Source organism: Pseudomonas sp. AC112 (assembly GCF_979253545.1).
In genome coordinates this window covers 1,502,971-1,515,689 of the sequence record NZ_CEEDCM010000001.1, presented here as the reverse complement: position 1 = coordinate 1,515,689, position 12,719 = coordinate 1,502,971, and the positions used below count along the sequence as shown (strand labels likewise).

General features: G+C 62.2%; 12 protein-coding genes. 2 read left to right on the top strand and 10 right to left on the bottom strand.

The window, feature by feature from the left end; translation table 11 throughout:
- Window positions 1-2 precede the first annotated feature (2 nt).
- The 7 genes from AC0IYN_RS07260 to cpaB are packed head-to-tail and all read right to left on the bottom strand — an operon-like array spanning window position 3 to window position 7,153.
- Window positions 3-719, bottom strand: a complete 717-nt coding sequence (locus AC0IYN_RS07260) for a tetratricopeptide repeat protein (RefSeq protein ID WP_406599382.1) — start codon at window positions 717-719, stop codon at window positions 3-5.
- 10 nt (window positions 720-729) lie between these two features.
- Complete coding sequence (locus tag AC0IYN_RS07255; protein WP_406599381.1) at window positions 730-1,617, bottom strand: type II secretion system F family protein; 888 nt, start codon at window positions 1,615-1,617, stop codon at window positions 730-732.
- A gap of 1 nt (window position 1,618) precedes the next feature.
- Window positions 1,619-2,500: a type II secretion system F family protein gene (locus AC0IYN_RS07250; protein WP_471840924.1), complete on the bottom strand. Its 882-nt coding sequence runs from the start codon at window positions 2,498-2,500 to the stop codon at window positions 1,619-1,621.
- Between the two features lie 10 nt (window positions 2,501-2,510).
- Window positions 2,511-3,782: a CpaF family protein gene (locus tag AC0IYN_RS07245; protein ID WP_406599379.1), complete on the bottom strand. Its 1,272-nt coding sequence runs from the start codon at window positions 3,780-3,782 to the stop codon at window positions 2,511-2,513.
- A complete protein-coding gene (locus AC0IYN_RS07240; RefSeq protein WP_406599378.1) occupies window positions 3,779-4,972 on the bottom strand; it encodes a CpaE/TadZ family protein in 1,194 nt (397 codons plus the stop codon). Before AC0IYN_RS07240 ends, AC0IYN_RS07245 begins: the two co-directional genes overlap by 4 nt.
- A complete protein-coding gene (locus AC0IYN_RS07235) occupies window positions 4,969-6,186 on the bottom strand; it encodes a type II and III secretion system protein family protein (RefSeq protein ID WP_406599377.1) in 1,218 nt (405 codons plus the stop codon). The genes AC0IYN_RS07240 and AC0IYN_RS07235 overlap by 4 nt, the downstream gene beginning before the upstream one ends.
- Window positions 6,187-6,205: 19 nt before the next feature.
- Complete coding sequence (gene cpaB / locus AC0IYN_RS07230) at window positions 6,206-7,153, bottom strand: Flp pilus assembly protein CpaB (protein WP_406599376.1); 948 nt, start codon at window positions 7,151-7,153, stop codon at window positions 6,206-6,208.
- Window positions 7,154-7,484: 331 nt separating this feature from the next.
- On the opposite strand from cpaB, the gene AC0IYN_RS07225 reads away from it, so the two are divergent.
- Both AC0IYN_RS07225 and AC0IYN_RS07220 read left to right on the top strand, forming a co-directional pair.
- The gene (locus tag AC0IYN_RS07225; protein ID WP_406599375.1) at window positions 7,485-7,682 is read left to right on the top strand and encodes a Flp family type IVb pilin; all 198 of its coding nucleotides are present in this window, start codon (window positions 7,485-7,487) and stop codon (window positions 7,680-7,682) included.
- A 47-nt stretch (window positions 7,683-7,729) separates the two neighbouring features.
- Complete coding sequence (locus AC0IYN_RS07220) at window positions 7,730-8,131, top strand: response regulator (protein ID WP_252993445.1); 402 nt, start codon at window positions 7,730-7,732, stop codon at window positions 8,129-8,131.
- Between the two features lie 29 nt (window positions 8,132-8,160).
- On the opposite strand, the gene AC0IYN_RS07215 is transcribed toward AC0IYN_RS07220, so the two are convergent.
- The 3 genes from AC0IYN_RS07215 to AC0IYN_RS07205 form a co-directional block, all read right to left on the bottom strand.
- Window positions 8,161-9,843 carry a ShlB/FhaC/HecB family hemolysin secretion/activation protein gene (locus AC0IYN_RS07215; RefSeq protein WP_471840920.1) on the bottom strand — a complete coding sequence of 561 codons (1,683 nt, stop codon included), beginning with the start codon at window positions 9,841-9,843 and terminating at the stop codon, window positions 8,161-8,163.
- A gap of 186 nt (window positions 9,844-10,029) precedes the next feature.
- Window positions 10,030-11,568 (bottom strand): collagen-like triple helix repeat-containing protein, encoded by a 1,539-nt coding sequence (locus AC0IYN_RS07210; protein ID WP_406599373.1) that lies wholly within the window; start codon window positions 11,566-11,568, stop codon window positions 10,030-10,032.
- A 301-nt stretch (window positions 11,569-11,869) separates the two neighbouring features.
- Window positions 11,870-12,718, bottom strand: coding sequence for a MaoC family dehydratase (locus AC0IYN_RS07205; protein WP_471840919.1), 849 nt, complete (start codon window positions 12,716-12,718; stop codon window positions 11,870-11,872).
- Between the last annotated feature and the right edge of the window lies 1 nt (window position 12,719).

The following is a 12,719-nucleotide window of genomic DNA, read 5'->3' as shown; positions in this document are numbered from 1 at the left end:
GATCACTCCTCACTTGATAGCCAGCGTATGGCATCGCTGACCGCCACGACTTTGCGTGCTGGTGCGCTGGGGCCCTTGAGTTTTTGCGCGCGGGCCTGGGCATCGGTGACTTGTTCGGGGCTCAGGCCCAATTGGCTGACCACCTTTGCCGCTTGCCCCCAGTCATCCTGATAGATCAGCAAGGTCACCAGGTTGACGGCGGCCAACGGGTCGCTTTGCTTGAGCTCGATGGCGGTCATGAATTCAAAACGCGCGTCTGCCATGCGCAGTTGGTTGAGGTACACCACGCCCAGGTCATTGCGGATTTTTTCGTCGGTGGGCGCCAGTTGCGCGGCCCGTTGCATATGCGCCATGGCCTGGGTGTTGTCGCCCCTGGCGGCCGCCAATTGCCCCAGGCCGTGCTCGCCTTCGGCGTCCATGCAAGTACCGAGCAGGCTGCGGTACAACGGCTCGGCCTCGCTGCGCCCGAGCAGTCGGTAGTTACGGGCCTTGCGCTGGCGCACCTGAGGCAGGGCGTCGGGCATATTTTGCAGATTGGCCAGGCTGGCGTGCAGCTTGCCTTCGTTGGCCAGGTCATCGGACAGGTTGAGCGCCAGCTCCTGGTCCGAACTCGGCTTGGCGCAACGGCCGGATGAGGTCAATGCCGACCAGGGTGATTGGCCATCGGTGGCGCAGCCGCCGAGCATCAGCAAGGCCAGGCCGGCAATCAGTACTTTCATCAACAACTCCTTAAAAGTGACTCAACGCGCGGGCGATGCCGATAAAGGCCGGGCCGCCAAGCACGATCAGCAAAGCAGGGAACAGAAACACCATCATCACCACTGACATTTTTGCCGACATCTTCGAGATGTATTCCTGCAGGCGAGTCAGGCGTCGGTCGTCGAGCAGTTGCTTGAGCGCCAGCAGCGACTTCATTGCGCCGCCGCCTTGCTGGATCAGTTGCTGGAGGATGATGCAGGTGTCGGTGAACTCATCCACTTCCAGCACGCGCGCGGTCTTGCCCAGTTCTTCGCCCAACTCCAGCCCGGAATCGACCCGCGCCAGGATCAGGCGCAATTCGTGCGTGAGATGGGGGAGCAAACGCTGGGCTTCGCTGCCCAGCACGCGCAACGATTGTTCAACCGCCATGCCCGACTCGAACAGGATGCGCAGCAGCGGAATGAAGGTTGAGATTTCCTTCGCAATGGCCTGCTGGCGATGTTTGGCCGCAGCAGCCAGCACGCGCTTGGGTAACAGGTAGCCAATGCCCAGGGCAAATAGCGGGGCGATCCATGCAGGGTCCGCATGGGGAAACAGAATCTGCTGGCCCAGGAGGGTCAGGCCCAGGAGCACGATGGGCAAACCTATCTGGAAGGCAGCAAACAGCGAGCGCTGGTTGGCCTTGCGCCATCCGACTCGGTTGAGCAACACCTGGGTCTCGTGGTCCAGGCTGACCGAGCGCTGGGCCAGGGTGCTCCCGCCGAGCTGGCGCATCAGCGTACCGAGCCGGGCATCGCCGCCCATCCGCCCTTGCAGTCGATCAGCGACCCGGCGATCGCGCCGGCGATGCTCCAGCAATTGGCCAGCCACCAGTACCAGGGCGGCGAGCAGCAACAAGGCGCTGGCGAGAAGGGCCATCTCAGACACTCCTCAGCATGCGCCACATGATCAGGGTGCCGCTGATGTCCATGGCCAGTGCGCTGAACAGCATGATGCGCCCGGTGCCGTCGTTCCACATGGTCATCAAATAGTCCGGGTTGACCATGATGAAATAGCCCACGATCAGTATCGGCAACCCACCCAATACATAGGCGGTCATGCGCGTTTCGCCGGTCATGGCCTTGAGTTGGCGGGCACCTTGTTCGCGCTCGCGAATCATCTTGATCAGGTTTTCCAGCAGCTCGCTGGCGTTGCCGCCGTAGCGATGGTTGACCTTCAGCCCCAGGGCGAACAGACGGAACTCGTCCTGTTCGTAGAACTCGGCGAAGTCGCTGACGGAGTCCGGCAGGCTGACCCCCATGCGCACGTTGCGCTGCACCCGGCCCATGGCGTCCTTGAGAGGGTTTTCAATGCTCTCGACACCGCCCAATACGGCATCGGCCAAGGTTCTGCCGGACTTGAGGCTGCGAACGCTATGGTCGAGCAACTGCGGCAGCTGTTCGACCATGCGTTGCACGCGCTGTTGATAACGCCAACTGATGTAGACGCGCAGTAACAGTGGCGGCCCCAGGATCATTGCGATCAGGCCCAGCCCGTCGGCGAACAGCCAGCCGAGCAATGCGCCGATCACCCAGCCGCTCAGCCATAGGCCCAGGCGATCGGTGGGCTTGCCCAGCCCGGCGCGCGCAAACATGCGCTCAAGGCCCGTCCATTTGGTCGCGGTTTCCTGGATGTCGGGCTGGCCGTCGCCGAGGCGTTCCAGTACGCGGTCCGTCTGGGCCTTGCGCAGGCCGTGGTGAAACTGCCAGAACGACAGGCCGATCAGCAGCAGGCAGAAAAGCAGCAATATCGGTCCGGTCATCAAGCGCCCCCTACGACTGCAACGCCGATTCACGGCGCAGTTTGTCGCCGGCCGGGTTGATGGCTTCGCGCAGGAACCCGAACCCGGTGCGCCGGTCGAGGCGGAACAGGGTGTTGGTGACATACACGTCATCGCGTACACCAACCACTTCGACGACTTCGCTCACACAGCGTCGACCATCGGGCATGCGCGTCAGTTGGATGATCACGTCCAGTGCAGCGCAAATCATCTGGCGCAGGGTTTTCTCCGCGACCACCCGACCGGTCAGGCCCACCAGGGTTTCCAGGCGCAGCAAGGCATCCTGGGCATTGTTGGCGTGCACGGTGCTCATGGAACCGTCGTGGCCCGTGTTCATGGCGGTCATCACGTCGAGCACTTCCACGCCCCGGATCTCCCCGAGGATGATACGGTCCGGGCGCATTCGCAGGGCGTTGCGGATCAGGTCGCTGGAGCGTACTTCACCATGGCCTTCGGCATTTGGCGGACGGGTTTCCAGGCGCACCACATGGGGGTGGCCCAGTTGCAGTTCGGCCACGTCTTCGATGGTCACCAGGCGCTCGTGGGGGTTGATCAACTGGCTGAGGATATTCAGCAGCGTGGTCTTGCCGGTGCCAGTCCCGCCACTGATGAGGATGTTGCAGCGCTTGCCCACGGCCTCCTGGAAGAATTCGAAAATGCTCTGGTCGATGGTCTGCATGGCGACCAGGTCGGTGCTCTTGAGCATGTCCTTGCGAAATTTCCGAATCGACAGGCATGGCCCGTCCAGGGCAATCGGCGGGATGATCGCGTTGACCCGGCTGCCGTCGGGCAGGCGCGCATCCACCATCGGCGAGGACTCATCGAGCCGCCGACCCAGTGGCGCGAGGATGCGTTGCATCACGCGCTCCACGTGGTGGTCATCGATGAAACGCAGGTCGCTCTGGTGCAGCAGGCCGTCGCGCTCGATAAATACCCGGTGCGGCCCGTTGACCAGGATCTCGGTCACCGAGGGGTCGCGCAGCAGCACTTCCAATGGGCCGAAGCCGGTGAGTTCGTCGACGATCTCTTCGGCCAGGCGCTCCATTTCATAGCGCGAGATCGCCAGGCGCATACGCGTGATGTATTCGGACACCTTGTCGATGACAAACTGCGCCAGGGACTGGCGCGTGCCTTCGAGCAGGTTCTTGCCCGACTCTTCGATGGCGTCGATGATGTAGCGATGCAGCACCAGTTTCAGGCCATCGTGATCGCTGTTACCCCCGGCGTTTCGGGCCGGGCCGCCAAACAATTTTTCGCCGTTCATCGTCCTGACCCCAGGAAGCGTTCAAACCAGCGCATTGAGGGTTTCGCAAGGCCCTCAGAGCGTTTTGCCAGGCGCTCGCCCAAGGTGCGCACGGCTTGGGTCAAAGGTTCACGTGGGGCCAGGGCGAACAGGGTCTGGCCCTGGTTTTTCACATTCAGGCGCAGCTCGGCGGCCAGGGGGAGTACGGCGATGCATTCGAGGCCGAAGCTTTTTTCCAGGGCTTCGGTGTCCGGTGCACAGGCCTTGATGTAGCGGTCCACCACCAGCTTGGCGTGATCGAGCTTCATGCCTTTTTCGCGCCAGCGGTTGAGCACCGCGAGGTTGCGGCGGCAGTCCAGCACGCTTTGGTCAGTGCACCACAGCAGCTTGTCGCAGTGGCTGACAAAGGTGCGAAGTGCTTCGCTGTCCGGTTGCCCGGTAATGTTCACGACAATGTGTTGGAAGTGCTGGCGCAGCGCACTGAGCAACATGAACAGCTCGGCGGCACTGGTGAGTTTGAGCGGTTCGTCACCGGTGGCGTACGCCAGGATGCGCAGGCCATCGAGGGCGGTGGTGAAGGCACTGTTGATCAAGGTGGTGTCGAGACGGCGCAAGTGCCGCAATGCATCGCCGAAATTGAACGTGCTCTCCAGGCCCAGCAAGGCCAGGCTGTCGCTGCGCGGCAGGCCCAGGTCGAGCAGCAGGGTCTGCTGCCCGCTTTTTTGCACCACCAGCGCCAGGTGGGTGGCCAGCATCGCCCCATCGGCGTTGCTCTGGGTGCCAAATAACACGGTCAGGCCGCCCAGTTGTGCATTGGGCGTGACGGTCGGCAGGCGCTTGCTGAGGCGTCGCACCAGGCCGGCCACTTCACTGGAACGTGAGCCGTAGGCGACGAAGTCGCGGGCGCCGGCACGCATGGCGTTGAGTACCAGCTGGTTGTCCATGCCATCGCCGAGGGCAACCACCGCGAGCATCGGCTTGGCTTCCAGGGCACCTTCGATCAGCGCGCTCTGGGCCACTACGTTTTCACGGTCCAGGCCGACAAACACCAGGTTGGCAAAGGTTACGTCCACCAGCGCCAGCAGTTCGTCCAGGCTGCCGGTGCCGGCGCTCACGACTTGGCCCAAGGGCGCCAGGGCACCCTGCAGCCACTCAAGGTCAGTGGCGTTGCGGGTGATGGCGAGGAAGGTCTGGCTCAGGCTATCGCTCATTGGGAAAGTCCACTGCGACGGTCGAAATTACCGTTTTCCAGGAAGAACAGCCGGTACCAGTTCGGGTCGTAGGTGCGCAGTTTTTCGCCGGGCAAGGAGGGCAATTGGGCGTTGGCGGCCAGCGGCTGCACCAGGTGCGGCGTGACGATCATCAGCAGTTCCTTTTCTTCGCGGCTGATATTTGAGTCGCGGAAAAACGCGCCGATGATCGGGATATCGCCCAGCCCTGGAAACTTGCTGATGGTAGAGCGGTTATTGGTGCTGATCAGGCCGCTGATCACAAAGCTCTCGCCATCGGCCAGGGACACGCTGGTGTCGGTGCGGCGCACGGTCAGCGCCGGCACCTGGATGCCTTGGATCTGCACCGCATTGCTGTAGTCCAGCTCGCTGACTTCTGGCGCCACCTTGAGGGTGATGCGGTTGCGGTCGATCACCGTGGGGGTCAGGGTCAGGCGGATGCCGAACTCCTTGTACTCGATGGAGATGGTGTCGCTGCCGGCGCTGGGCACCGGCACCGGCACCTCGCCGCCGGCCAGGAAGGAAGCGCTCTGGCCGCTCATGGCCACCAGGCTTGGACGCGCCAGGGTGTAGGCAAAGCCGCTGCGTTCCAAGGCATTGATCATGGCTTTTACCCGGCCACCGCCAAACCCGATGTTGAAACTGTCAGCGCTCACCGGCAGTTTGAACACGCCCTCCGAGGGGGACAGCAGGTTGGGGCTGCCGAGGAAAAAATTCGTGCCAGTGCCCAGGAACCGGGTACTGGCTTCCTTGAGCTTGGTGCGACTGACTTCCACAAAGCGGATATCGGTCTGTACCTGGCTGGGCAGCAAGGGATCTTCCGACGGCGACAGTGACAGGCTGGTCAATGCCGAGGTGGCCTTGCCCTTGACGAACACCATGCTCTGGCGCGGCGCGCTGGCGCAAGCGGTCCACACCATCAGGCTGGTGGCGCCAGACGAGACGCCGGTCAGCAGGAAGTGTCGGTCGCCGTTCACCCGCACATCGGCGATTTTCGGGTCACCGATGGCCAGGCGCGTAATGGCTACCGGTGATTGCAGCTCCTGTTGCAGGCCTTCTCCCACTTCGACCACGGCGGGCAACTGGCCCAAGGCGCTGCAATTGCCCGGCGCGGCCAGAGCCATGCCGACCGGCAGGCTCGACAACATCAGGGCCCATGCCAGTTGCGTGAACATGGGTGCGTAGCGATGGCTCATTCAAGGCATCCTTGCTCGATCACGGAGTTTGTGGCGCCGCCTGGGCGCCGCGTATCACTTCAATGCCACGGCGCACGCCAGGCTCACCACCGGCCGTGGCGGCGGCGACGCGTTTGGGCGGGCCGATCAGGGCCAGTTGAGTAAATTGGTAGAGGTCGCGGTTGGCGCTCTCCACTTTGTCCGGCGCGTCGCTTTCACCGGCCCAATAGCGGCTGAGCAATTGCTCTTCGGCACTGCGTACAGCCAGGCGCAAGACCCCGGCTTGTGCCGCGAGCATCAGGCGGCTTAACAGAGGCTCCGGCACCGCCAGCACCACAGTGCGCGCGCCTGCCCGGCGTTGGGCGGCCTGGGCGCGCTCTTCGGCGGTGGTCGGCGGGGGGGCGGCGGGTGTGCCATCGTTGGCCAGGCCCAATTGGTCGCCGACGCTGAGCAGGCGCATGGCGGGAAGGACGATCTGGGCCGATTGCTCGGCGTTGCTGGCGTCCTGGCGCAAGAACAACAGTACGTCCACGTAGTCGCCTGGGCTCAGTTGGCCGCCGGCGCCGATCACCTCATCCACGGCCACGGCCAGGGCGCGTTCGTTGGGGCGAATCATGCGTGCGAGCGGGCCGCCGCCGCTGAAGCTTTCTTCGGTGAGCCAGGTGCCGGCACCGAGGGTGCGCAGTGGCGTGCGGCCGATGGCCTGGTCAAGATGAGTGAGGCTGCCAGCGGGCACGGTGCGTAGTTTTTCCACCGCCAGGTCGGCGGCGGTCAGCGGAATAAAAGCCGGCACATCGTGCACCAGGACCACCACCGGTTGGCGGGTCTGGTCTTCGGCGGCGGCGACGGTGTTTGCAACGGAAACGACAGGTGCGGCTGGGGCGGCGACAGGCTCCGGTGTGCGGCTCAAGACCAGTCCCCAATACCCGGCGATCAACGCCCCGATCAGCAACAAGCCGGCCAGGACCATGCTGATACGACTGTTCATGACGGCTCTCCCTATCCCGTTGCACCGCGCGCCCGCTTAATCCAAACGGGTTAATTCGCAACCTGGCTGTGATGAACATCTAACGATTTGGCTATTTGAAGGTAGCTCAGCTAGGACGAAATGCCATTACCGTAGGAAAAATTTATCTGAACTATAGAAGCAGCGGCTTGGCGCGCAGGTTTATGGCGTCAACGTTGTGACTAATACTTTGTGATTAATCCGTTATTACAGTTGTGAGGCTGAGGTTTGTTGACAATGCTCTAATGGCACGCCGCGATCATCTGGTACTAGAGCCGTTCCGGCTTCCAGTGGCGTTTTAGGGAGAAGTCTTATGTTCCTTGACCTGGTGTTGAAACTTTACGTTCAGACGCAACTATTCTTCAGTCGCAAAGAGGGTGCCTCAGGTATCGAGTACGCAATTGTCGTGGCGTTGGTCGCGCTGGTTATTGTCGGCGCCGGAACGGGGCTGGGAACTAAGATCAAAACCATTTTCACCAACATGACCACAAGCATGCCGACTGGGACCTGATTTAAGTGTGGCAGTCGTTATGATTATTCCCTATTGCAGGTAATGCCATGAGCGCGTCTTCTTCACGCCAGCAAATTCTATTGGTGGACGACGAAGAGGACGCCTTGATTGAACTTGCCGAATCCCTCGAAAACGAGGGGTTTGTCTGTTTTACTGCCAATTCCGTCACCTTCGCCCTGCAAGAATTGACACTTCACCCCGATATCGCCCTGGTCATCACCGACCTGCGCATGCCCGAGGAAAGTGGCATCTCCTTGATCAAGCGCCTGCGCGAACACACCTCACGTTCCCACCTGCCGGTGATTGTGATGTCCGGTCATGCCGAAATGGATGATGTGAGCGACATGCTGCGTCTGCAGGTGCTGGACCTGTTTCGTAAGCCGATCTACCTGGTGCGGTTGATCGATACGTTGAACAACCTCTTCCCCCTCCCCAGAGCGAAACTGTAGGCGCCCGGAAATCCGGGCTCCTGCAAATGTCAGAGCTGGTAGCTGAAGCTCACCGAATAACGCGGCCGCCGATCGTAGCTGTCCAGTGCCACGTCCGACATCGGCTTGGCGACTTCCAGCGCGATGTTGTAGTACTTGGCATCGCCAAAACGCAGCCCCAACGCCGCCGATGACAGGTCATTGCCCTTCACCGGCAGGTCGTTGAACCAGGTCTTGGCGCGGTCGAACACCACGTAGGGTTGCAGGATCCTCACCCAGTCGCCGGCGCGGTTGTAGCTGTAGTTGACCTCGTAGGCCAGGCCCCAGCCTTTGTCGCCGGTGCCCTGGTCATCGGGATAACCACGGCCGAAACTCTGCCCGCCGAAGGTGGCGCGTTCGCTGTCGGGCAGGTCGTCGTTGCTCCAGTAGAGCGCGCCGGACAGCACGCCTTGCCAGTTGTCGAACAGCTTGTTGCTCTGCACGCCAGACAGGCGCAGGCGGAAGAAGTCGAGGTCGGGTTTGAGGCCGCCAAAGTCCGTGCGGGTCTTGGCGCCCATGCCATTGATGCCTTGGTACACGCCGCCGCTGATGATGCGCAACTGGGTGGTGTCAGCCTTGCGCCAGTCCCCTTCGAAGGCCAGGGCGCGCAGGTTGGTTTCCAGTTCGAAACGCTGGGGGAAACCTTCCAGTTTGTAGCGGTTGGTCTGGTCGACGGCGTAGAGCCGCGTGCCCAGGCTCAACGACTCGCTGGGCGAGGCGATGAAGGGGTGGCTGATGCCAATGGAGTAACGGTCGATCTGCTGGTGTGGCTTGAGTTCCAGGCCGTCGCCCAGTTGCAGGCTGGTGCTTGGGTCGGCGCGGTAGCGTTCGCCCGAGAGCGCGAGTTGGGTGCCCTCGGCGTTGATGAACTGGCTGTAGGTTGCGCGGTAGTAGTGCTCTTTGTCTTCGCCGGGCGGGAACAGGCCGCTGATGCTCAGTTGCTCGCCCATGGATGTCCAAGAGTTACTGGTGCCGGTCAGCAAGGCCTGGGTACCGCCACGGCTGGCCTCGTTGAGGCTCATGCTGGTGGTGATGGGCTTGCGGCTGGCGTTGATCTGCATGTGGGTGCCGCCATCGGTGGTGCCTGGCGGTGGCACTTGGGCTTGTACGTTTACACCCGGTATAGCGCCCATCAGCGTGGTATAGCGCTCGAAGGTTGTGCGCGTGAGCGGGCGTTCGGCCTTGAGTTTCTCGGCCAGTTTGTCGACGTAGGACGAGACCGCGCCAATGTCGCCTTGCAGTTGGTAATCCCGGATGTAGCCCTCTACCAGCACCACGCGCACCAGGCCGTCTTCGAAATGTTGTTCCGGCAAGAAGGCGTACGACAGCAAGTAGCCGTCCTGCTGATAACGCCGGGTGATGCTGCGGGTGGCTTCGATCAATTGCTCCAGATTGGTTTCGTGGCCGATCAGCGGCTCGAATGCCTGGGCGACGTCGCTGAGCGGGTAGACCGTGCCGCCGTCGATCTGCAGTTTGCGAATGGTCACTTTGGTGTCCATCAGCAACGGTTGCCCGGCGGTGGGCGCCGGCGTCGGCACCTGGGTGGGTGTGGCAGCCGGGCGGTAGGCGTCGGCGGGGAGGTTGGGCACGGGCAGGTTGCGGATGGTGTCGTTGCTATTGAGGAAGCTGGGTAGGGTATCGGCGTGGGTATAGGCACTGAGGGTGAGCAATAACAACGGCGTCAAGGCGCGCATAGGACACTCCATGGTCAAACTGCAGCAGCGTTTCGCAGATTCCCGCCGGGCTCTGGGGGCGCGGTTCGGGTGCTTTCAGGGATCGATCATTGACCCATAAAAAAAGACGAGAGACTTAGTGGGGTCTCTCGTCTCAACCAAGCGTAGGCGCTGTAGGTGAGGCCGTCTAATCGGCCAGGTGCAATTCTATTTTTTGCCGCCCAGGCCGCCTAACAGCCCGCCCAGCAGACCACCATTTGCGCTGCCGCCTGCACCGGCAGAGGCACCGGCGCCTGCGCCGACACCCAGGTTCAGGCCACCCCCGAGCAAGCCGCCGCCGGTGTTGGTGCCACCGGTGACCAGGCCGCCGATCGAGGCCACGGTGCCGCCCACTGCAGTCACGGTGCCGCCAAGGGCGTTGGTGACCGGGTTGGCGTTGGTGCCGCTGATTTTGCCGCCCAGGCTGCTGACGGCGCCGCCGACATTCGTCACCAGGCCGTTGACGGGCGCACCCAGGCCGGTGGCACCGCCGATGGTTTGGGTCAGGCTTTGCACACCGCTGGTGACAGGGTTGATAGCGCCGCCGATTTGAGTGGTCAGCCCGGCAATGGGGGCACCGGCCGCTGTGTTGGGGGTGCCGCTGCCGCCCAGGAGGGTGCCCAGGGACGCCACGGTGGTACCGGCTTTGACACCCGTGACGCCGGTCGCGCTGACCACGCCGTTGGTGCTGCCTGCATCCAGGCCGCTGCCGGCACCGGCGATTACGCCACCGATCAGTTCAGGCAGGCCCAGGTTGTTAGTACCGCCACCTGTACCGCCCCCTGTACCACCGCCATTGCCGCCACCACTGTTATCCGCATCCGGGTCGACATAACCGCTGGCCTTGCCGACTGCGGTGCCGACACCGTTGAGCACATTGCCCACTGCGCCCGTCACAGGGTTGCCGGTGCCGCCGGTGTCGGCGACTTTATCGCCCAGGCCGTCGACGGTATCGCCCACTTTTTTCAGCAAGCCGCCGACAGGGGAATCCAGGCCGGTAGCGGAACCTACTTTACCGGTGGTGTTTTCCACCAGGGAGACCACGGGCACCAGGACTTTTGCACCCACTGTGTTGGTGACCGATCCCAGCGGGCCGGTGGTGCTCGCGGTGCTTAGGGTGTCGCCGAGCATGGTCACGGCATTCCCGACTTTGTCGACCACGCCGCCCACTACCGGAGCAGCGCCGCTGACCACTGGCACCTTGCCAAGCAGGGTGGTGACATTGCCACCGGTGACGCTCAGGCCATCGCCCAGGTCGGAAACCCCGTTGGCCACGCCAGCGACGGTTTTGCCCAACGCGTTGCTGTCAGTACCCAGCGTGCCCAGGCCATCCGACAGGCCGGTACCGATGCTGCCGACCGCGTTGCCGGTCGCGGTGACCAGGCCGCCAGCGGTTGCACCGACGATTGGCAAACTGCCAAGGGTGGTGCCCAGGCTGCGGACGGTGCCGCCGAGACCGGTCACGGTATCGCCGACGGTGTCGACCACGGTCGCCGTAACCAGTGGCGTTGTGCCGCCGCCTGGGTTGGTGCCCGGGTCGGTGCCAGGATCGGTGCCGCCTCCGGTACCACCACCCGCGCCAGCGCCAGCATCGGAAGATCCACCACTGTGATGCCCACCACCACCGCTGCTGCAGCCGCCGAGTGCCAGTGCTACTGCCAGGGCCAGCGCGGTACTTGCTTTCCAAAACACTACTTGAGTTTTCATGATTGAGTTCCTTGCACCTGTACAACCTTGGTTGTCTTCAAACGCTCACTATTTCTAGGGATAGCGATACGTTTGTCCGTGTGGCTATAACAGCCCCGGACGTGCGTTCTCTCAATGCTCAACTTGGTATTAACGATTTATATATCGCGCAGCTGTACCGTTTAAGTAGCTAATACCAAGGATATAAGGCGGGGATGTATCAAGATGTATATATGTTTAAAATCAATAGGTTGAATAAAAAAGCGGACTTAATAAAGTCCGCTATTACTTAGGGTGTATATATACAATTAATCATTTTATTTCAGGCGATTGGCTGCCACTTGCCTACCATATGTTCAATATCGCCAGCGCCTTTGAGCCACAACTCTCCGCTGGAACCGGCGGCGCTGGCCAATAACGTCACTTCACTGGGCAGGCGTACGGGCTTCCTGAACTCGACGTTTATCTCAACATTGGCGGCGGGCAGGTGTTCGCCGAGTGCGGCGAGGGTATGCGCCTTGTTCCACAGTCCGTGGGCGATGGCCTGGGGGAAGCCAAACAGCTTGGCGGTCAGGGCGCTGAGGTGGATCGGATTGTAGTCACCGGACACCCGTGCATACCGGCGACCGATGTCGGCGGGTGCCTTCCAGCGGGACAATTCGCTGACCTGGGTGGGGGAGGGTTGGGCGTCCTCTTGCGCCTCCCCGTCCAGTTTCACGCCTCGGCACAGCATGCGGCTCTCGGCTTCCCACAGCAGGCCAAGGGAGTCTTCGACGGTGGCGATCAGGTCGAAGGTCGCGCCCTTGGGGTGGGGCTGGAGGTTCTGCGTGTGCACTCCGACGGACAGCTCACTGACACCCCCCAGCGGGCGATGGATGCGGATACGGTTACTCAGGTGAATCAGCCCCAGCAGCGGGAAGGGAAAGTGTGTATCGGTGAGCAACTGCATCTGCAGGCCAAACGCGAGGATATGCGGGTAGGTCGCCGGCAGGATCGGGCTGTCAGCAAAACCACAGACCTTGCGATAGGCGGCCACGTGCCTGGGGTTGATGCTCACCCGACAACGCAGTCCCTGCTCGGGCAGGGCGCTGCCGGTAATCTTGCGCTTGAGCGCTGCACGCCAATACAGCGGCGGCAGAAACGGCGTATTGCCCAGTGTCTTCCATTGCATG